This is a genomic window from Paenibacillus sp. CAU 1782 (assembly GCF_054551715.1).
On sequence record NZ_JBTOLL010000001.1, the window covers coordinates 605,054 to 626,131 of the forward strand.

At 49.6% G+C, this 21,078-nt stretch carries 18 protein-coding genes; 14 read left to right on the forward strand and 4 right to left on the reverse strand.

Annotated elements, in window-relative coordinates:
* Window positions 1-16 precede the first annotated feature (16 nt).
* The 6 genes from ACX93W_RS03095 (at window position 17) to ACX93W_RS03120 (ending at window position 5,513) form a co-directional block, all read left to right on the forward strand.
* Entirely contained in the window at window positions 17-718 is a 702-nt protein-coding gene (locus ACX93W_RS03095; RefSeq protein ID WP_459390846.1) for a regulatory protein RecX, read from the forward strand.
* A gap of 187 nt (window positions 719-905) precedes the next feature.
* On the forward strand, window positions 906-2,456 hold the full coding sequence (gene rny, locus ACX93W_RS03100) for a ribonuclease Y (RefSeq protein ID WP_459390847.1): 1,551 nt from the start codon (window positions 906-908) through the stop codon (window positions 2,454-2,456).
* A gap of 67 nt (window positions 2,457-2,523) precedes the next feature.
* On the forward strand, window positions 2,524-3,318 hold the full coding sequence (locus tag ACX93W_RS03105) for a TIGR00282 family metallophosphoesterase (protein WP_459390848.1): 795 nt from the start codon (window positions 2,524-2,526) through the stop codon (window positions 3,316-3,318).
* Window positions 3,319-3,457: 139 nt separating this feature from the next.
* Window positions 3,458-3,718, forward strand: a complete 261-nt coding sequence (locus ACX93W_RS03110) for a stage V sporulation protein S (protein WP_006036664.1) — start codon at window positions 3,458-3,460, stop codon at window positions 3,716-3,718.
* Between the two features lie 85 nt (window positions 3,719-3,803).
* Window positions 3,804-4,748, forward strand: a complete 945-nt coding sequence (locus ACX93W_RS03115) for a dipeptidase (RefSeq protein ID WP_459390849.1) — start codon at window positions 3,804-3,806, stop codon at window positions 4,746-4,748.
* A gap of 192 nt (window positions 4,749-4,940) precedes the next feature.
* Complete coding sequence (locus tag ACX93W_RS03120) at window positions 4,941-5,513, forward strand: phosphate propanoyltransferase (RefSeq protein WP_459390850.1); 573 nt, start codon at window positions 4,941-4,943, stop codon at window positions 5,511-5,513.
* 89 nt (window positions 5,514-5,602) lie between these two features.
* On the opposite strand, the gene ACX93W_RS03125 is transcribed toward ACX93W_RS03120, so the two are convergent.
* Window positions 5,603-7,093: an MDR family MFS transporter gene (locus tag ACX93W_RS03125; RefSeq protein ID WP_459390851.1), complete on the reverse strand. Its 1,491-nt coding sequence runs from the start codon at window positions 7,091-7,093 to the stop codon at window positions 5,603-5,605.
* Between the two features lie 182 nt (window positions 7,094-7,275).
* Here ACX93W_RS03125 and ACX93W_RS03130 point away from each other — a divergent pair, with 182 nt between their 5' ends.
* The 3 genes from ACX93W_RS03130 to ACX93W_RS03140 all read left to right on the forward strand — a co-directional run bounded on the left by ACX93W_RS03130 (window position 7,276) and on the right by ACX93W_RS03140 (window position 10,164).
* Entirely contained in the window at window positions 7,276-7,890 is a 615-nt protein-coding gene (locus ACX93W_RS03130; RefSeq protein ID WP_459390852.1) for a TetR/AcrR family transcriptional regulator, read from the forward strand.
* A 164-nt stretch (window positions 7,891-8,054) separates the two neighbouring features.
* Window positions 8,055-9,632, forward strand: a complete 1,578-nt coding sequence (gene miaB / locus ACX93W_RS03135) for a tRNA (N6-isopentenyl adenosine(37)-C2)-methylthiotransferase MiaB (protein WP_459390853.1) — start codon at window positions 8,055-8,057, stop codon at window positions 9,630-9,632.
* A 22-nt stretch (window positions 9,633-9,654) separates the two neighbouring features.
* The gene (locus tag ACX93W_RS03140) at window positions 9,655-10,164 is read left to right on the forward strand and encodes a RicAFT regulatory complex protein RicA family protein (protein WP_459390854.1); all 510 of its coding nucleotides are present in this window, start codon (window positions 9,655-9,657) and stop codon (window positions 10,162-10,164) included.
* Window positions 10,165-10,254: 90 nt separating this feature from the next.
* Here ACX93W_RS03140 and ACX93W_RS03145 read toward each other — a convergent pair whose 3' ends face one another.
* Window positions 10,255-10,842, reverse strand: a complete 588-nt coding sequence (locus ACX93W_RS03145) for a biotin transporter BioY (RefSeq protein ID WP_459390855.1) — start codon at window positions 10,840-10,842, stop codon at window positions 10,255-10,257.
* A 121-nt stretch (window positions 10,843-10,963) separates the two neighbouring features.
* On the opposite strand from ACX93W_RS03145, the gene ACX93W_RS03150 reads away from it, so the two are divergent.
* Window positions 10,964-11,815 carry an energy-coupling factor ABC transporter ATP-binding protein gene (locus ACX93W_RS03150; protein ID WP_459390856.1) on the forward strand — a complete coding sequence of 284 codons (852 nt, stop codon included), beginning with the start codon at window positions 10,964-10,966 and terminating at the stop codon, window positions 11,813-11,815.
* Window positions 11,805-13,508, forward strand: coding sequence for an ATP-binding cassette domain-containing protein (locus tag ACX93W_RS03155; RefSeq protein WP_459390857.1), 1,704 nt, complete (start codon window positions 11,805-11,807; stop codon window positions 13,506-13,508). The genes ACX93W_RS03150 and ACX93W_RS03155 overlap by 11 nt, the downstream gene beginning before the upstream one ends.
* On the opposite strand, the gene ACX93W_RS03160 is transcribed toward ACX93W_RS03155, so the two are convergent.
* Both ACX93W_RS03160 and ACX93W_RS03165 read right to left on the reverse strand, forming a co-directional pair.
* Entirely contained in the window at window positions 13,505-14,194 is a 690-nt protein-coding gene (locus ACX93W_RS03160; RefSeq protein ID WP_459390858.1) for an HAD family hydrolase, read from the reverse strand. The genes ACX93W_RS03155 and ACX93W_RS03160 overlap by 4 nt on opposite strands.
* A complete protein-coding gene (locus ACX93W_RS03165) occupies window positions 14,187-15,437 on the reverse strand; it encodes an MFS transporter (RefSeq protein WP_459390859.1) in 1,251 nt (416 codons plus the stop codon). Before ACX93W_RS03165 ends, ACX93W_RS03160 begins: the two co-directional genes overlap by 8 nt.
* A gap of 255 nt (window positions 15,438-15,692) precedes the next feature.
* Between ACX93W_RS03165 and ACX93W_RS03170 the strand changes: the two genes are divergently transcribed.
* Genes ACX93W_RS03170 through ACX93W_RS03180 form a run of 3 tightly spaced genes read left to right on the forward strand, consistent with a single transcriptional unit; the run spans window position 15,693 to window position 20,928 of the window.
* Window positions 15,693-17,192: a sensor histidine kinase gene (locus ACX93W_RS03170; protein WP_459390860.1), complete on the forward strand. Its 1,500-nt coding sequence runs from the start codon at window positions 15,693-15,695 to the stop codon at window positions 17,190-17,192.
* Window positions 17,164-17,862 (forward strand): response regulator transcription factor, encoded by a 699-nt coding sequence (locus tag ACX93W_RS03175; protein WP_459390861.1) that lies wholly within the window; start codon window positions 17,164-17,166, stop codon window positions 17,860-17,862. Before ACX93W_RS03170 ends, ACX93W_RS03175 begins: the two co-directional genes overlap by 29 nt.
* 30 nt (window positions 17,863-17,892) lie before the next feature.
* The gene (locus ACX93W_RS03180) at window positions 17,893-20,928 is read left to right on the forward strand and encodes an efflux RND transporter permease subunit (RefSeq protein WP_459390862.1); all 3,036 of its coding nucleotides are present in this window, start codon (window positions 17,893-17,895) and stop codon (window positions 20,926-20,928) included.
* Window positions 20,929-21,078: the final 150 nt, after the last annotated feature.

The following is a 21,078-nucleotide window of genomic DNA, read 5'->3' on the forward strand; positions in this document are numbered from 1 at the left end:
GGAGCGAAAACAAGTTTTGAGTCAAAATCTTCAGAACGCAAGCGAAGAAGAGTTGGAAATTATAACTGTGCGAGTGGACAAAGAAGCAAGGAACAGGTATCTGCTGTACGCCGCTGAGGGAAAACTTCTATTGTCCCTGCATGAAGATATCATGGTGGCCTACCGATTGTTTAAGGGCAGCGTGGTTACCCCGGAGCTAATTGAAGAAATCGTCATCAAGGACCTGCAGCATCAGGCATATAGCTTGGGCTTGCGTTATCTTGGAGCAAAGCCGAGGACCCGAAACCAGCTAAAGCAATATTTGCAACGCAAGGAAATGGATGAACAGCATATCGAGCATGCGCTTGACCGTTTAGAAAATGAAAATCTGGTAGATGATGAAGAGTATGCAAAGCAATTTGCTGCAAGCCGGATGAACTCCGGTTTAAAGGGACGCCTGATGATCAGACAGGAGCTTCAGCAGAGAGGCGTGCCAAAGGAACTTGCGTCTGCCGCATTGTCCCAAATGGATGAAAGCAGCGAGCTGGAGGCAGCCCAAAAGCTGGCTCTTAAAAAAAGCCGTTCCGTAAAAGGCGAGCTTCGCGACCGGAAAAATAAGCTGACCGCCTTTTTGCTTCGTCGGGGATTTCCTTCTCATATTGTGCGAGAAGCTTTGAAGGGTGTAAGCTGGGAGCCAGACCATTCTTCACCTGAGGAAGAAGATGGGGCTTTTGCTTGACAACTGTTTTTATGAAAAGATAAAATGAAAGTGTAATCCTTTACGGCTGAATCGATTTTTCTTCCAAAAGTTGATTCAAAAGTATTATTTTCGTCAAAATGTGTACGATGAAACGGTATGGAAGCCGGTTAAAACCAAATATCATCCCAAGCAATGCCTTGGTGTATGCGGCAAGGAGGTGAACAAGATGGGAGACATCAACACCTGGATCTTCATCCTCGTTTGCATCCTTGTTGGCGCAATTTTCTTTGGGATTGGTTATTTTACTCGAAAGTCGATTGCCGAGGCAAAAATTTCAAGTGCTGAGCAAGCCGCGGTTCAAATTGTGGAAAACGCAAAAAAGGACGCAGAAGCACAGAAAAAAGAAACGGTGCTTGAGGCGAAAGACGAAGTCCACAGACTCCGTACAGAAGCTGAAAAGGACATTCGCGAGCGGCGCAACGAAGTACAGCGTTTAGAAAGACGGCTGCTACAAAAGGAAGAGTCGCTGGATAAAAAGTTGGAAACTTTGGAACGCAAAGAAGAAACTGTAGCCAACAAGGAAAAACGAATCGAAGAAACCCAGGAACAGATTGACAGTATTTACAAACAACAGCAAAGCGAACTGGAACGTATATCCAGCTTGACAATGGAAGACGCCAAGTCGATTATTTTGACCAACGTCGAGCAGGAAGTACGCCATGAAACCGCGCAAATGATCAAAGAGATCGAGCAGCAGGCTAAGGAAGAAGCCGACAAAAAAGCGCGTGATATTATTTCATTGGCGATTCAGCGTTGTGCGGCCGATCATGTGGCAGAAACGACGGTTTCCGTTGTTACGCTGCCGAATGAAGAGATGAAGGGCCGTATCATTGGTCGCGAAGGCCGGAATATTCGCGCTCTGGAAACATTGACTGGTATCGATCTCATTATCGACGATACACCGGAAGCGGTCATTCTGTCGGGCTTTGACCCTATTAGACGTGAAATTGCCCGAACTTCTCTTGAGAAGCTTGTAGCTGATGGACGCATCCATCCAGCGCGCATTGAAGAAATGGTCGAAAAATCCCGCAAGGAAATTGACGAGCGGGTTCGCGAGTACGGCGAACAGGCTACTTTCGAGGTTGGCGTGCATGGATTGCATCCTGATTTGATCAAGATATTGGGCAGACTCAAATACCGGACGAGCTATGGACAAAATGTGCTGAAGCACTCCATGGAAGTTGCGTATCTGACTGGCCTTATGGCAGCTGAGTTGGGCGAGGACGTGACGCTTGCGAAACGTTCGGGATTGCTTCATGATATCGGCAAAGCGCTTGACCATGAAGTGGAAGGCTCCCATGTGGAAATTGGCGTGGAACTGGCCAAAAAATACAAAGAGCATCCCGTTGTTATCAACAGTATTGCATCCCATCACGGCGATACAGAAGCAACTTCTGTTATTGCAATGCTGGTTGGTGCGGCTGACGCATTGTCGGCGGCTAGACCTGGCGCACGCCGCGAAACGCTTGAAACCTACATCAAACGTCTGGAGAAGCTGGAAGCCATTACGGAATCCTTCGACGGCGTGGAAAAATCGTATGCGATTCAAGCAGGACGCGAAGTACGCGTTATGGTGCAGCCTGAGAAAATTGATGATACGGAAGCATTCCGTCTTGCTCGCGACATAACGAAAAAAATCGAGAGTGAACTGGATTATCCGGGACATATCAAGGTTACCGTTATTCGCGAGACGCGGGCAGTGGAATACGCCAAATAAAAATGTTGTTCGGAAAAGTGGCTGCCTGTCAGCCACTTTTCTGTTCTTTTCAGGAAGGAACCTGTTAATGAATATATTGTTTATCGGTGACATTGTCGGCAATGTGGGCAGAAGCGCGCTTAAAGAGACATTACCGGCGCTTCGGAGCAAATATAACCCGCATATTATTGTCGTAAACGGAGAAAACGCCGCTGCAGGCAGAGGGATTACAAAAACGATTGCTAAAGAGTTTTTTGACTGGGGCGTACACGGGATTACGATGGGCAATCATACATGGGATAATAAAGATATTTTCCAATGGATTGACGATGAACCCCGGATTGTCCGCCCAGCCAACTTCTCGCCGGCCGCGCCGGGCAGAGGCATGGCCTATATTCAAGGCGGCGGCAAAAGCATGGCCATTTTGAATCTTCAAGGCAGAGCTTTTCTTCCGCCGAATGATTGTCCTTTTCTGAAAGCCGATGAGCTTATTGAGGAAGCTTCTAGCCGTACAAAGACCATTCTGGTCGATTTCCATGCGGAAGCAACATCAGAGAAAATCGCTATGGGCTGGTATCTGGACGGAAGAGCTTCGGTTGTTCTTGGCACACATACCCATGTTCAGACCAATGACGATACCGTGCTGCCAGGCGGAACGGCTTATATCACGGATGTAGGAATGACCGGTTCCAAGGAAGGCGTGTTGGGCATGGAGAAGGAAGCTGTGCTGCATCGCTTTTTGACGGGGCTGCCTTCACGGTTTGTAGTTGATGAAGGGAAATGGCATTTGCATGGACTGGTTGTCCAAATCGATGATGCAACGGGCAAGGCGCAAAAAGTAACAAAAATTCGTCTGACCGAAGAGGATTGGCTGCTGATGTAAAGCAGCCTTTTTGTTTCAATTATCTCGCAATTCAGAATCTACAGTGAATTTTACTCCCGAAAAGCAGGAATTTTTCCACCTCTCTCGAATATTATTTAAAAAGTGGGAACCATCCAACATTCTAGGGGAGGTACTTTTCATGGATGTATTAAAGGTTTCAGCCAAATCCAATCCTAATTCCGTTGCTGGCGCGTTGGCTGGGGTTCTACGGGAACGCGGCGGGGCCGAGCTTCAAGCCATTGGCGCCGGCGCACTCAATCAAGCGATCAAGGCGGTAGCGATTGCCAGAGGTTTTGTTGCTCCAAGCGGCGTAGATTTAATTTGTATTCCGGCATTTACGGACATCGTCATCGACGGGGAAGATCGTACGGCGATTAAGCTGATTGTCGAACCGCGATAAAGCAGATAAAGGATCAGAATAAATACATGGAGCTACTTGCCTGTTTACGACTGTAAACGGGCTTTTTGCTTGGGAGGGGCTTGCAATGGAAAGCGTGGATTTGCATTGTGATGCTTTATTTAAGCTGATGACCAGGAAAGAGCTGAATTTTCAGGGGAATGGTTCCCAGGGGCTGGATGTAACGTATGAGCGTCTTGGCGAATGCGGGAGCCGGCTGCAAGTGTTTGCGGTATTTATTCCGCCGCGTTTGGATGATAGAGGACTGTATCCTTTATTGGAAAGCGTAGATTTGTTCTACGAAAAGGTGCTGAGTTGTCCTGGTGTCGTTTTTGTCCGGAGCAGGGAGGATCTGCGGAAATGCCGCGCTCAAGGGGCTGTTGGGGCCATGCTCTCCTTGGAAGGGGTAGCCCCTTTACAGAACAATCCTGCCGTTTTGCTGCGGCTGCTGCACACGTTAGGCGTACGCGCGGTCGGGTTAACGTGGAACGGAGCCAACTGGGCGGCAGACGGAATAATGGAAACCAGGGGAGGCGGATTAACCGCCTTGGGGGAACAATTTGTTAGGCAATGCCGCGATTTGGAAATGCTGCTGGATGCTTCGCATTTGTCGGAGCGGGCTTTCTGGGAGGTGGCGTCTTTGCTGGATTCGCCGTTTATTGCGTCTCATTCCAACGCTCGCTCGGTATGCGACCATCCCCGCAATTTGACCGATGCCCAGATTGGAGCGTTAATACAAGGCGGCGGCTTGATTGGCGTTACGTACGTACCCTGGTTTCTTGAGCCAAGCGGACTAGCGACAGTTGGACATGTGCTGCGCCATATTGATCATATCTGCGGTATGGGCGGAGAAAAAGCCATTGCGCTTGGTTCGGATTTTGACGGCATTGATGAGCATGTGCCTGGTCTTTCCCACCCTGGCGAGCTGTATAACCTGCGCAATGAGCTGCTCAAGCGATATACTGAGGAGCAGACCAGAGGATTTATGTCGCAAAATGCGTGGTCTTTTTTTGAACGCCATCTGCCTATTTGAACAAAAGAAAAGGGAGGCGGAGCACTCTCCATCACCGGTATTTCGCTAAACTGTAATGAACCGGACACTTCTGATTGCTTGTTTCTGAAAACCAATAAATGCTATGATAGAGAGGTCGAAGGCATTTTCATGCCAACGAAAGGTTCATTTGATTGGTTTGGAAGACATATTGGAGGATGGAGAGTGTACAGAATGGAAAAGAAAGTACCGGTAGGCGTATCAGCAAGACATATTCATTTGTCTCAGGAGCATGTTGAAATCCTGTTTGGCAAAGGGTATCAACTAACCGAGATGAAGCCGTTGTCTCAACCGGGACAATACGCCGCCAATGAAACGGTAAGCGTAACGGGAAGCAAAGGAACTTTTCCGAAAGTGAGAATTTTGGGTCCGGCTCGTAAAGCGACTCAACTGGAAGTATCCCAGACGGATTCCTTTACTCTTGGCGTCAAAGCGCCTGTTCGGGAATCGGGCGATATTAAAGGTTCTGCGGGCATCACGATTGCAGGCCCGGCTGGTGAAGTGACTATTGAAGAGGGCGTTATCGTTGCAGCGCGCCATATTCATTTCCATACAAGCGATGCCGAGCGTTTCGGAATTGCGGATAAAGCCAAACTTCGCGTACGCGTAGGCGGAGAACGCGGTGTTGTTTTCGAACATGTGATTGCACGCGTTTCGGATGATTTTGCGCTGGACATGCACATCGACACCGATGAAGCAAATGCGGCAGGCGTGAAAAACGGGGATACCGCTGAAATTATCGATTAATCCTCACATATGGGGCGAATATGAAAAAACGGAGCAGGGATTTTATCCCGGCTCCGTTTTTTTTTGTTTATTGAGGCTGATGGATGCAATCAGTGACCCATCATCATGTTCATTTCAGCTCCGGATTCAGAGCCGTCGGATTCGCCTTGGTTTTTGGGCCGGCGGAGCAGCAGGGCAACCAGCATGCCGAAAACCGCAACAAAGCCTAAGACAAAAAATACGTCGCCAAAAGAGAAATACGGAATGTCAGGACCGGGACTAACGGTGCTGTAATGTTTGACGCGGTCAGCCAGCAGGGTGGACAATCCGGCAATCGCGAACGAGCTCATAACCTGCTGCGCGGCGCTTGTTAACGAAGTTACCCGGCCAACGAGATGTTTAGGCGCAGACTGAATAATATGCGTATTAAGCGGCATCATGGAAAAGCCCATGCCCATGCCGAGCAGTACAAGCGGAAGCATAATTTCCGGAATGCTTGTGCCGGACGAAATGTTGGACAACAGGAAAGCGCCAGTTGTTATCAAAGCCAAGCCGAACAAAACAACGGGTCTTGCGCCAAACTTGTCGAACAGCTTGCCGCCAATCGGCATGCCGATACCAGCGGACAAAGCTTGAGGCAGCAGGATCAAACCTGTTTCAAAAGCAGTATAGCCTTTGGCTTGAATAAGGAAGACGGGAATAAGAAACAGGGTTCCAAACAATGCGATCTGCACAATCCATTGCAGCAAAATGCCGCGTGTGAAATCGCTGGATTTGAATACGCGAAGCTCAAGCAGCGGCTGTTTCCGCTTCAACTCTACAATAATGAAAATAATCAGGGCAACGCCGCCAACAATCAGGCCGGTCAGCGTTTCCGGCGCGGTCCAGCCGTTGCCGCCGCCATGCTCTCCGCCAGCGGAGCTGATGCCGTATGCAAGGCCTGCAAATGCGATCGGCGCAAATATCATGCCCAGCAAATCAAGGGATGGCACGATTTGGCGCTCCAAATTAGGCAATGTACGAATGCCGACAATAACGGCGATAATGCCGATAGGCAAATTAATCAGGAAAATCCAGTGCCAGCTTGCGTATTCCACTAGCCAACCCGATACAACCGGACCAAGAGCCGGAGCAAGCAGCATCGGGATACCGATCATGCCCATAACGGCGCCTTGTTTGCCGGGAGGGCTAAGCCGGTACGTAAAGGCCATTGCGATTGGCGCAACCATGCCGCCGCCGAGGCCTTGAAGAATCCGGAAAATAATCAGCTGCTCAATGGAACCGGCGATGCCGCAAAGCAGCGATCCCAACGTAAACAGCACGATCGAAATCAGAAAAATCTTTTTGGCGCCAAAACGGTCTGACAGCCAGCCTGCGAGCGGAATAACTGCGGCTTGCGCAAGCGCATATCCAGTAACTGTCCACTGCACGAGCGAAAAGTTGCTTTGAAAGTCCTTCATAAATTGATCCAGAGCTACGTTCATCGCCGTTCCGTCAAGAATGACCATAAACATGCCCACGATAATAGCGATTAGCGGAAGCATTATGCTTTTGATGGAAACCGCTTGTTCGTTTTTGGGGTTTGAAGCAGATGTTGACATCGATGTTCCTCCTTGGATGCTTGACCGAATGGGCTCCTTCTTTCATTGACCACATAAGCTGCTGCGGCTACAATAGAGATAGGATTTTTTAGCGGACAATTGTCCGCACCTAAGAATAATACAAACGTTTGTGATAAAAGTCAATGCGATAAAGTTTAATTTTAGTTTAAGGGGAAATGACAATGACGACTGGAAATCCGCAACGTTCCAGTGAGGAACTGAGAGATGTCATCAAAAAAACGGCCAGTCAGCTTTTTGACGAACATGGCGTCGAATCCGTTAGCATGCACCAAATTGCCAAAAAAGCGGGAATCGGCCAAGGGACGCTTTATCGGCGTTACGGCAATAAGGCCGACCTGTGCATGGAGATGATGCATGGCAATTTTAACGAGCTGCTTCGCCGGATCCGGGAAATCGTCGAACAGAAGCAGCATGAGCCCGTTGCCAGCCGTCTTAAGCAAATCGTGAATATCATGGTGTATTTTTTAGATAAAAAGCTGCAGTGGCTTGGTGTTATTCATGCCCAAAATACGCCGGCTGTAAATAAAGAAGACTTTTTCAAATCACAGCCATACCGTGAAATGCACGGCCTGCTGGAAAAGCTGCTCAATAGCGCAACCAGCGATGAGCTGGCGCATCCCATTAATACCGATTTTACGGCGCATGCCTACATTTCAATGCTGTCGCCGCATATGTATACCCATTTAATTTGCGACAAGGGATACACATCGCAGCAAGTAGCGGATAGCTTTTACCAATCCGTGATCGCGCCTTTATTTGTTGCACCAAACAAATAGTTGGAGAACTGACCGTCGCTTTTATGGATTAGATTAGGCGGTTGTGATATAATTTTTTATTGATGCTTGTGCGGTTATTTGAACACATTCTTTAAAATGAACCGAAATTATAGATTATACGTTCGCTTGAATTGACGGATTATGAAATGAGGTCATGGATACCAATGAAGGAGACCGGTTCAAAGCTCCAGAAAACCGAAAAAGATTACTCCAAATACTTTGATTTTTCCGATGCCAAAGTGATTGATGAGCAAGAGGGAAAAACGACGTACCGGATAAAAGGACGCAATATCCAAATCAACTCCGCGCCATCCTATCGAGATGAGAAGAAGCGGGGCAAAGAAGATATTCAGGTGCATTACGACTTTTCGATCCCGGAACATCTGAAAACGATGGGGGTCGGCAAGTTTTATCTGATTCAGACTTATGGTTGCCAAATGAACGAACATGATACCGAGGTTATGAAGGGCATGTTTGAAGAGATGGGATATCTCTGGACCGATGATCGAAGCAAAGCGGATGTCATCCTGCTGAACACATGCGCGATCCGCGAAAATGCGGAGGACAAGGTGTTTGGCGAGCTTGGCCATTTGAAGGTGCTCAAGACGGAAAAGCCGGGTCTGCTGCTTGGCGTTTGCGGCTGTATGTCCCAGGAGGAATCCGTCGTAGGCCGTATTTTGCAAAAGCATGCTTTTGTCGATATGATCTTCGGCACCCACAATATTCACCGTCTGCCTAACCTGCTGGAGTCCGCATATTTCAGCAAAGAGATGGTTGTGGAGGTTTGGTCCAAAGAAGGCGACATTATTGAAAATATGCCTAAAAAACGCGAAGGTCTGCGCGCCTGGGTCAACATCATGTACGGCTGCGACAAGTTCTGCACCTATTGCATCGTTCCCTTTACCCGGGGCAAGGAGCGGAGCCGGAGGCCGGAGGATGTTATTGCGGAGGTTCGCGATCTTGCGCGCAAGGGCTATAAAGAAATCACGCTGCTGGGGCAAAATGTAAACGCATATGGCAAAGATTTTGAAGACATTGAGTATCGTTTCGGACATCTGATGAAGGATATTTCGCAAATCGATATTCCTCGCGTTCGCTTTACGACCAGCCATCCCCGCGACTTCGACGATCATTTGATCGAGGTGCTGGGAGGCAGGGGCAATCTGGTGGAGCATATTCATCTTCCGGTTCAATCCGGAAGCACCGAGGTGCTGAAGCGGATGAGCCGGAAATATACGCGGGAAAGCTTCCTGGATCTCGTGTCCAGAATCAAAACCGCCATCCCGGATGTCGTACTCAGCTCCGATATCATTGTAGGTTTCCCTGGCGAAACCGACGAGCAGTTTGAGGATACGATGTCGCTGGTGCAACAGGTTGGTTTTGAGTTTGGCTATACCTTTATCTATTCGCCGAGGGAAGGCACTCCGGCCGCTGGCATGGAGGATAATGTCCCTATGGAAGTCAAGAAAAAACGGCTTCAGCGCCTCAATGACTTAATGGCCTCCATCTGTAGAGAGAAAAATGAAGAGCTGATCGGCCAGACGATTGAAGTGCTGGTAGAAGGCGAAAGCAAAAACAATCCCAATGTGCTTTCGGGACGCACCCGGACCAACAAACTCGTTCACCTGGAGGGTCCAAAGGAATGGATTGGCCAATTTGTGCAGGCGAAAGTTACGGATGCGCAAACCTGGTATATTAAAGCGGAGCCAATTGGCATCCCTTCAGAACAAGCCGTTGGTTAACGGCATATAAGGAGCGAATACGATGGCAGAGCAGGGACTTAAGACAGGTCAAGACAAAGAGCATGACGGGGATCATCATCACGGCGGATGCAATCATGGCGAAGGTCCTGCGATTCCTTCCTTTCATACTCGCGATCTGATTGTCAAAGAGGATATTTTGCAAAAAACAAAGGAACTGGCCGAGGTTATCTACGGTTCGGCAGAAGTCCAGCAATACCGCAGGGCCGAAGCGCAGATCAACGGAAACAAGCGAATTCAGGATTTGATTGCTCAGATCAAGAAGAAGCAAAAAGAAGTTGTGGCCTTTGAAACTACCTTTAAAAATGCGGATATGGTCAAAAAAATCGAGGCCGAAATGGAAACACTTCAGGATGAACTGGATGGCATACCGATTGTCTCGCAGTTCCAGCAAAGCCAAAGCGACATCAATTATTTACTTCAAATGGTCGTGACGGTCATCCGTGATACTGTTTCGGACCGAATCAATATGGAAGACGCGCAGCTCCCGGATCCCGAGGAGTGCAGCGACTGATTAAACTAAAAACCTTCAGAACTCCTCGGAAAGCGAAGGGAGCGCTGAAGGTTTTTGGCATTTTAATAGGCGCAAGTTTTATTTTCGCTATTAACGGGGTTGAAGCCGTGAACGGAAGTCCTTGATATAAGTATACATAGCCGTGCCGATGATAGCGCCAAATGCAGATTTAATGGCATCTCCCGGAAGGAAGGTCAAAGCAACGTTAAACGTTTTTGTCCATGTATAATCGGCAAGCACGTGTTTCATCCATAACAGCCCTGTTGGGTAACAAAGCACGGAGCTGATTACAAAAAAGATAAGGAACAATAAAACAAGCAGTAGCGGCTTGTTACGTCCTATTTTTTCGTTGCCAAAAACGTTGTTGATAGCTACGCTGGTCAGCATTGCGCAAAACGGAAACGCAAAAATAAAGCCGCCGGTTGGTCCCAGGAGATGAGACAAGCCGCCTCTGCCGCCGAACAACGGAAGACCTGGCAGCGCCAGCAGAATAACGGCAAAAATGCTTCCGAAAGCGTATTTGGGCTTCAGGAATAGACCTGCAAATATAATGCCCAGCGTCTGCAGCGTAATGGGAATGGCGGATATGGGCAGTCGCATTTGCTGCATGCTAAGCACGATAAACAAAGCCGCAAATAAGGCCGTAAATACTAACCCGCGAATATTAATGATTTGCATGGTAGGGAAAGTCTCCTTCAAAGTCTTGTTATTTTATTGTTAACCTATTATCATGAATTTAGGTTAACAAATAGGATTCTAGCATAGCCAAGTGAACTTGGGAAGAGGTCGGAGGAAAAAAGTGACGCAACAGCTCATAGTTGAACTGGAGGATGTGTCCGTTACAGTAAAGTCGCGTGACCGATCGGAAGAGGTCCGTCTTCTGCATGCAATAAATTTGCGTATTCGGCAGGGCGAGTGGATTTCTGTGATAGGAATGAACGGCAGCGGAAAAAGCACGTTGTCCAGATTAGTGGCAGGAATCCATCATTTTGAGGTTACAGGCGACATTCGGTATGGCGGAGAGAAGCAGCAAAGCGATATTTTGCAGGGAGCTGCGCCTATAGTGATGCAGCATCCCGATGCGGGCCTGATTGGCTCCACGCCTTGGGAGGATGTTGTCCTCATGCTGGAGAGACATGGATGCCCTGAAGCCGAAATTATCAATAAAGCGGAAGAAGTTCTTGCCAAGGTTGGGCTCGGAGGACGGCTTCATCAGAAAATGGATACGTTGTCTGGGGGGCAGAAGCAGTTGACGGCTATTGCCGGTTGTCTGGCGGTTGCTCCTTCCATGCTGCTGTTGGATGAACCAACGGCCATGCTGGATTCCGAAGCTTCCGCCTATGTATTAAGCCAGGTTCGGCGTCTGCATGAGAGCGGTGTAACGGTTATTTGGGTGACCCAGCTGCTGGATGAGCTAAATTCCGCTGACAGGGTTTTGTTGTTGGAAGCGGGTCGCATTGTATTTGACGAGGCTGCCCATCAATTGTTTGGCAGAGATGAGTCGGGCCAAAGTCCCGGCGAACGGCACGGCTTTATGCCTCCATATGCGGTGCAGGTCGCCCGTGAATTGGTTCAACACGGCATGGCGCTTGAGCCTGTTCCGTTGAACCGGAGAGAGCTTGAGGAGGCCGTGATGCGTTATGACAGATAAAGACGTTATTGCAGCTAATGACTTTTTTATTTCAGCCAAAGATCTATCCGGCGAACATTTGACTTTACGCCATGTCAGTATCGCTGATGAGTCAGGCGGCATGTTGCTGAACGACATAAGCGCCGTTTTCCCCGGCGGGACCATAACTTTGCTTGTCGGACGAAATGGTGCCGGGAAATCAACCCTGCTGGAGAGTTTAGCGGGTTTAAGGGAGCTGGCGGCGGGAGACATTTGGCATGGACAAGATAGCCTTTGGAAGGGAAAACGCCGTCAAAGGCTGAATGCGGATGTGCTGCTGAAGCTTGGCATTTCCATGCAGCAATCACAATCGCAATGGTTCAAACCAACTGCGTACGGGGAAATCGCATACGGCCTTACCCCCTATTCGGTTTCCCGGGATAAGCATGGGGATTTAATCACATCCGCCGCAGAGGCGGCAGGTTTTCCGCACGATCTGCTGGAGCGGGATCCGTGGAGTCTTAGCGGAGGGCAGCAGCGGCGTCTGGCATTGGCTTGCCTGCTCGTTAGCAATCCGGCGTGGCTGCTCCTGGACGAACCAACCGCGGGCTTGGACGAAAAGGGGAAAAAACAGTTGGCTGAGGTTCTTTCCTTGCATAAAGCAAAGGGGGGCGGAGCCATCATCGCAACCCATGAGCCGGAAGCGCTGTTTGAGCTGGCGGATCAGGCGCTGGTACTGGATGGAGGTATGCTTAGGACAGCTGAAGCCCACGAACTGCCCCGCCGGGAGGAGCCGGCTGTTATGGCCGAACGTCTTGCCGCCGCATGGCGCAACAAGGAACAGAAAAGCCATGAAGGCCATATTGCAAATATGGATAGCGATTCCTATCCCCAGATCCAAACCGGAGGCGAAGCGGCTCATATTAAACGGAACTCATCCAATGAAGCGGCCGAGGCTCTGGAGCATCGTCGACATACAGTCCAATCAGCTCCTGTACGACAAGGCGCAAAATGGCTGCATCCGCATACTTTTGATCCGCGCGTATTGATGGCGGCTTATTTGATGATTACGGCATGCATGCTGACGCAAGGGACTTGGCCAGGCATTGCCGCATCGGGAATTGTTACCCTGGCATTAGCTGGTCCTTGCTGGCCTCTGTTCAAGCACTGGTTGCCTGTTATTCGCGGCGTCGCCATCCTATCGGCCTTATTGGTTGCCATTGCGGGATTGCGATTCGGACCGCTAACATTTGATTGGTCCGGCGCCGAGGCGACTGCGATCAGGTTATCCCAGCTTTTTTTAATGATGGTGCTTGGCATGCCTATGCTTGGCCTTGTTACGCCGTTCCGTTTGCAAAGGGCGCTGGATCAGACTTTTGGATGGTTAATGAAATTTGGGGTTCCGGTATCTTCCTTTACAATGTTGGTCAGTCTCATTTTTCGCTTTATCCCGCTGCTAATGGAAGAGTGGGGCAGATTCCGGCGAGTTTCAAAGGCAAGAGGAAAAGTAGCTTCCAAAGGGCTGCCATTATCCCAATTGAAGGTTATGCTGATTCCATATATGAGGAGCATTCTTCGTCTAGCGGAAAATATGGCAGATGCTTTGGAGGCGCGAGGGTTCGGGATTCAGAGGGAAAAGCCGGTTTACGGCTTTCGTCTGCGTCCGGGCCGCAGCGATATCTTGCTTCTGCTGGCGGCCTCCTGCAGTTGTGCCGTATTATTGTGGATGAACTAATTGCGGAGTACAGGCGCGTTAAGCAGCCATTGCCGGACTTGTTTCGTCCATAGGCCGTTTTCGTCCGCATGCAATACATGCCACCCTGATTGTTGGGCCTGCAATAAATTTTTTGGGCTGTCGTCCACGAACAGCACAGGACTCCCCGGCGGAAGCAGCTTTGCCGCAGTCTGAAACAGCTCGGGCTGCGGTTTTTCATAACCGATGGCGCTGGAGATGATGACATGCCCGAGAGAAGCGCGAAACGGCTCCAACAGGGGCAGAACCCATGACTGGACATGATTGCTTAAAATATGAATATCGGCATGCAAACGCCATTCAGCCAGCATGGATAAAGCAGGAAGCGGGACCAGGCATTCATTCAAAAATGCTCTGTAGCGCTCAGCGCCGATCGATTCTGTTTTCCCGTCCAGCCATTCCCAGAATTGATCCTCGCTGACCGTTCCCCTCCATAACCCGGGGCCGATATCCTTTTTGTAGTCAGCATATAATTGTTCCTGGTCTAAACTTGAGGCATCAGCAATCATCCTCCAGAAACGAGGCGCCAGGTTGGTTGCCAGCACTCCGCCAATATCCAGCACAAGCTGGGGCATTGTGTATTCCTGGGAGAACGCAGGCCGGGGATTGGCAAGTTCCTCAGACAGAGGAGGTGCTTTTATTCCCTTATTCGCATTATTTTTAATCATGATTTCGAGCCCCCATGTCCTGTGTGGCTGCTTTTGACTGATTGCCCCCATTGCGGCCCCATAGTTTGCCGGAGCGGCGACGTTCGGAAGCGGCCCAGCGCCATAACAGCAAGACGGCGCCTACGGCCAGCATGGTGCCAAAAGCAAATCCGCTGTCCAGCCCCCAGGTTTCATTCAGCCAGCCTGCCAGAAACGGGCCCGAAAACATCCCGATTGCATAGAGCGCCTGGTACATTCCCATTGCGGTCGCCCGATTGGAGTTGTCGACATCCGCGATCGCCAGCCCAAGCAGCAGAGGCAGGTGAAGGCCTTGGCCAAGGCCATTGAGCGCTTGCGTAATGTAAAGGCCTGTCATGGAAGACATAAAAGGCATCAGCCCCGTACAGATTCCGCTTAAGACAAATCCCGCAAGCAACGTTCGCTGATAGCCCAGTTTAGGCACGATCCACGCGGCGCTCCCAAATGAAGCCACGGCATGCGGCAGCATAAATGAAAAAACGAGCAGGGTAAGCTGAGCGCCATTTGCCCCAAGCTCAGCCGCTTTTAATGGCGTAAAACCAAACATGGTTATAAACAATATGCCATGGGCGAGAATGGACAATAAAGATACGCGCAGAAGCGTAACATTGATGACAACCTCTTTTATTTTGGAAAAGGACATCGCGGCTTGCCCATTCTGTACCGGGGGCTGCTCCTTGAGCCCTAAAGCAAGCAAAAGTCCGCATGCAGCCGCCGCAGCGCCTAGCAGGAACGGAGCATTAGGGCTAAAACGGTCAGCTAACGCGCCGCTTAACAGCATGCCCAGCATTTGTCCCCCCACAGTCATCAAACTGATGTTGCCCATTGCTTTGCCTGTGCTTCCGCTGCCGAAATAGCCCGCATACATCACCGTAAAGGCGACCCAAGTCGAAGCGCAGATGCCCGCGACGACCCGGCCTGCAAGCGGCCAGATCCATGAATCGGGGATCATGAACAGGAGGCAGCTGCCGGCAGCGGTCAGCATGCCCAGCAGAATAAACGGTTTTCTTCGACCCATGCGGTCGGATGCAATGCCGAGTGGAAACCGGATCAACATTTGAATAAAGCCGTAGCTGCCCAGCACGATTCCGATAAACTGAAGAGAATACCCCGAGTTTTTCAAATAGGGTGACAGGGTTGGAACATAGATATACATGGACGTCCAGTATAGAAGAGTTACAATAGTAAACAGCAGCCGCTGCATGGCGCCGGTTGATGTAGTCACAGTAGCAAGCTCCTTTCTTGTATCAATGTAGACCATGATTGCGCCGATGTCACGGTTTTTTTAAGCCGTTGACATGCGTTTAAAGGGAACCGGAGCCAGCCAATACCGTATAACGTAAGGTTTGCCTGCAAAAACGTAATAATTTTGTAATCTTTTATTTTCTTTTCCGTTAGAAATGGCCTTTATGATTACGTTAGGCCTAAGGCGTGTTTGCAAACATGCCCTAATAAATACATAGTTGCAGGGAGTGAGGCCGTGTCCATTCGGCTAAGATTGTATCTATCGTATCTGGCTATGGCGTTTGTTCCTTTTATTCTATTGGTCCTGTTAGCGCTTATGATTCTGCATTACTCAGGAGTCAAGGATATCAGGGAATTGGAAAACGTGCAGGTGGAGGAACGCTTTAACCAGGCCAGCGTATACGGCGAGTTTTCTTACATTATTCGGAATGAACCGGGGAAGCTGGAAGACAGCAGCTATGTGGAGTCTATGCAAAATAGGCTGAGCGAACAATGGGCTGGACTTATTTTGGAGAAAAATGATGAAGTGGTCGAGGTTTCTCCATTTCTTACCGAGCTGGCGCCTGATGAGGATTGGGGGGCTATTGCTGACCGTTATCCGTCTGAGCATCACTTTAAGCTCTATCCCTTTTCATCCAACGGGATTGAATTTCAATATCCGGACGGAAGCCCCGGTAAAGCGGTTTTGCTCCACAGGACGGCGCCGTATCCGCTATTCTGGCATCCTCTCAGCCTCTCCATCATGCTGGTTTTTATCGCATTGACGGGACTGATGTTGACCTACTTTGTATCCCGGAGCATTATTAAGCCGTTGCAGCTTCTGCGTAAGGCGGCGTTGCGGATCAAGGAAGGCGAGCTGGATCAATCGCTGGATATTAGAGGCGTGTGCGGGAAGGGCTCGGGCACCGAAATCGCCCAGGTTGGTTCAGCGTTTGAAGACATGAGGGTACGTCTGAAGGAGTCCATTGACCAGAGCCTTCAATACGAAGAAAACCGAAAGCTGCTGCTGTCTCATATATCCCATGATTTAAAAACGCCGATATCCGCAATCAAAGGATATGTGGAGGGCATTATGGACGGCATAGCCAGCACCGACGAAATGAAACAACGTTACATCGCGACGATTTACCGCAAGGCAAGCGATATGGATCAGCTGATCGACGAGCTATTCCTGTTTTCCAAATTGGATTTGCACAAGGTGGCGTATGATTTTAAAATCGTGGATATGCGCCGTTTCGTGGAGGATTTTATGGATGAGCAGCGTTTTGAACTGGAGAAGGACGGTGTAGCTCTTCACTGCACTTCTGTATCCGAAGAAGCGCTCCCGGTTGCGGCCGATCCCGACAAGCTGAACCGCGTATTTGTCAATATAATCGGCAATAGCGTCAAATATATGGCTCATCAGCAAGCGGGGGACAAAGTGATATCGGTTGCTATCAAGGATAACGGAGACGAGGTCTGGATTGTATTGGAGGACACGGGACCGGGGATCGACGCGGAGGATTTGCCTTATATTTTTGACCGCTTTTACCGCGCGGAGCAATCCCGAAATTCCGAAACCGGCGGCAGCGGATTGGGACTTGCCATCGTTAAGCAGATGATTGAGGGCCATGGCGGCTCGGTCCAAGCCGAATCCGGAGCAGGCGGCGGGGCGGCGATCACGCTTAAGCTGCCGAAATTTAGAGAGAGCAAGGCGGTGACAGAACATGAAGGAGATTCTGATAATCGAGGATGAGCTGGCGATTGCGGAGCTGGAGCGGGATTACCTGGAAAGCCATGGTTTTTCCGTTACCATTGAAAGCAAGGGCGATGAGGGGCTCAGAAAAGCGCTAGGCGGAAATTTCGATCTCATCATTCTGGATGTGATGCTTCCCAAAATGGACGGATTTGAAATCTGCCGCCAAATTCGCGGAGCGGGCAATGATATGCCCGTATTGCTCGTAACCTCCAAAAAGGAGGATATCGATAAAATAAGAGGCCTTGGCCTCGGGGCCGATGATTATATGACCAAACCGTTTAGCCCAAGCGAGCTGGTTGCCCGCGTCAAGGCCCATCTGGCCAGGTACGAAAGGCTTACCTCCGGCAAAGAAAAAAACGGAAGCGGCCATATCATCGGGATCAGAGGATTGCTGATTGACAAAGAAGCGCGCCGTGTGGAAATACACGATGCCGAGGTCATGCTCACCTCCAAAGAATATGATTTGCTGGTTCTATTGGCTTCACATCCCAATCGCGTTTTCGAGAAGGAAGAGCTGTTCCAGCGAATTTGGGGATTGGACTCCAATGGCGACGCCGCGACCGTAACGGTCCATATCCGGCGGTTGCGGGAGAAGATTGAGCATGATCCCTCCAATCCGCAATACATCGAAACCATTTGGGGAGTCGGCTACCGATTTAAGGTGTAGCTGCAACAATATAGAGAAGGAGTGGTACGGTTGAAAAGCATTATCCAATTTTCACTGAATAACAAGTTTGCGCTATGGATCATTACGTTAATTGTTCTGGTTGCGGGTCTGCAAGCAGGCACAAGCATGAAGATGGAGACGATCCCCGATATTACAATACCTATCGTAAGCGTAACGACTGTATATCCCGGCGCTGCGCCGGAAGAAGTGATGGAGAAGATCAGCAAGCCGATCGAGCAGCGCACTCGCAATTTGAACGGCGTTGACACGATAACTTCAACCTCCTATGAAAACGCGTCTTCCGTTATTATTCAATACGACTTCGAAACGGATATGGACAAAGCGGTCAGCGAAGTCAGCAAAGTATTGAACGAACTTTCCTTGCCGGATGGAGCCGTTGAACCAAGCGTGTCCCGGCTTAGCTTTAATTCATTTCCCATTCTCTCGCTCAGTCTTTCCAGCAGCGATCAGTCGCTAAAGGAGCTGACGGAGACTGTTGAGCAAAGCATTGTGCCAAGACTGCAAGGTTTGGATGGCATAGGCAGCGTGCAAGTATCAGGTCAAAATATTACGGAAGGCGAACTGTCTTTTAATGCCGCAGCGCTTGAGGCGGCGGGCCTGACCGAAGATATGGTAAAAGGCATCATCCAGGGATCGGCTTTATCGGTGCCGCTGGGTATTTTTGAATTCGGCAATACGGAAAAAGCCGTGCTTGTGGATGGAAACATTGTATCTGAAGATGATTTGCGCAATCTGGCATTAATTCCCGGCGTCAAGCTCAGCGATGTGGCAGAGCTGTCCGTGAATGACAAGGCGGAGTCGATCTCCATAACCAACGGTGAAGAAGCGATTGGAATCAGCATTGTCAAAGCCGCGGATGCCAATACGGTCGAAGTCGCCAATTTGGTCAAAAAGGAAATACAAGAACTTGAAGCTCAAAACAAAGGGCTCAGCATTCAATTGACGCTGGACCAAGGAAAACCGATTGAAGATTCCGTTCACACGATGTTGAGCAAGGCGGTTATCGGCGCGTTGTGCGCCGTATTCATCATCCTGCTGTTCCTGCGCAACATTCGTTCCACCATCATTTCCATCGTATCGATCCCTCTTTCGATCGTGATGGCGCTGCTGGTGCTGAAGCAAATGGACATTACGCTTAACATCATGACGCTTGGAGCGATTACCGTTGCGATCGGACGGGTAATCGATGATTCCATTGTTGTTGTTGAAAATATTTATCGACGAATGTCCATGACGTCAGAGAAGTTGAGCGGCAAAGCGCTTATTCTTGACGCCACCAAAGAAATGTTTGTGCCGATCATGTCGTCCACAATCGTTACGATGGCTGTATTCCTGCCGCTGGGCTTTGTTTCCGGCATGGTAGGCGAAATTTTCATGCCATTTGCCCTTACGGTTGTTTTTGCGCTTGCCGCATCGCTTATCGTGGCGATTACCGTCGTTCCGATGATGGCCCACATGATGTTCAAAAACGGCATCAAAAAAGGCAAGGGGCATGACGACAAGCCAGGCAAATTGGCGCTTTGGTACAAGGGCGTTTTGAACTGGTCGCTGAATCATAAGCTGATTACATTCGGAGCGGCTCTGCTGCTGTTGGTGGGAAGCGGGCTCCTGTACAATGTTGTTGGCGTAAGCTTCCTTCCGGAGGACGAGCAAAAATCAATGATCGTCACCTATAATCCGGCTCCGGGTGAAACGCTTGAGCATGTGAAGGATATGGCGCTTGAAGCCGAAAAGGTGTTAATCGGCCGGGAAGGCCTGAATATCGTGCAATATTCCATCGGCGGACAAAATCCGTTTAGCCCCGGCGCTTCCAGACAAGCGTTGTTTAACCTGAGCTACGATGAGTCCTATAGTGATTTTACCGCTGAAAAAGCAAGAATCGTGCCGCTGCTGCAGGAGTTAAATGGCGGAGGCGAGTGGAAGCAACAAGACTTCACCGGCGGAGGGCTTGGCGGCTCTACCATTAATTTGCAAGTATTCGGCCCGGACATGAACTCGCTGGGGCCCGTTGTGGATGAACTGATGGCCAAGCTGGGCGAACGCAGCGATCTTGACAATATCAGCTCCAGCTTGTCCGAAACCTATGAGCAATATAAACTCGTTGCCGACCGTGAAGCGTTAAGCGGTTATGGATTGACAGCGGGTCAAATTGCAATGGCTCTTAGTCCCGAACGTCAGCGTCCGGTATTGGCAACCATCGAAAAGGATGGCTCTCAATTTAATGTGTATGTCAAAACGGATGCAAAAACGTATGGCAGCCGTGCCGATCTGGAAAACGTAATGCTGGCTTCTCCGTTTGGCATGGAGGTTCCGCTTAAAGATGTCGTAACCATTCAGGAGGGAGAATCCCCCAATACGATTACGCGTCTGAATGACCGTATTTATACGCAAGTATCAGCAGATGTAAAATCGTCCAATCTGAACGTCGTTTCCAAGGAACTGAATACATTGATTGATGAGATGGATCTGCCTGGCGGCATTGAAATCAAAATGGGCGGCGTGACGGAGCAGCTTAACGAAACCTTCCAGCAGCTCGGCCTTGCTATTGTGGCGGCCATTGCAGTTGTATATCTGGTGCTTGTATTGACCTTTGGCGGAGGATTGACGCCTCTGACGATCTTGTTCTCGCTTCCGTTTACGATAATCGGAGCAATGCTGGCACTGTATATTGCAGGCGAAACAATTAGCGCCACTGCGTTGATTGGAGCATTGATGCTGATCGGCATCGTCGTCACCAATGCCATCGTGCTCATAGACCGCGTTATTCACAAAGAGAACGAAGGATTATCGGTGCGCGAAGCGCTTCTGGAGGCTGGCGTAACCAGACTCAGACCCATTCTGATGACGGCGATCGCAACGGTTGGCGCATTGCTGCCGCTTGCCCTCGGTTTTGAATCCGGAGGCCTGATCTCCAAAGGCATGGCGGTAACGGTCATCGGCGGTTTGACGAGCTCGACGCTGCTTACCCTTATCATCGTTCCGATTGTATATGAATTCCTGAATCGCAAAAAATCCCGCAAGCAGTCCACGCCGGCTGTCCAATAAGCCCTGAAATGTAAGGTAGAGGGCAAAAGTCTGGTTTGAAACTGCGACCATAACGTGTGACAAATGAAAACACCTTCGAGGGATATAACCATGTTGAAAAATATGGTGATATTAACCTTGGAGGTGTTTTTTATTTTCTTCATACAATCG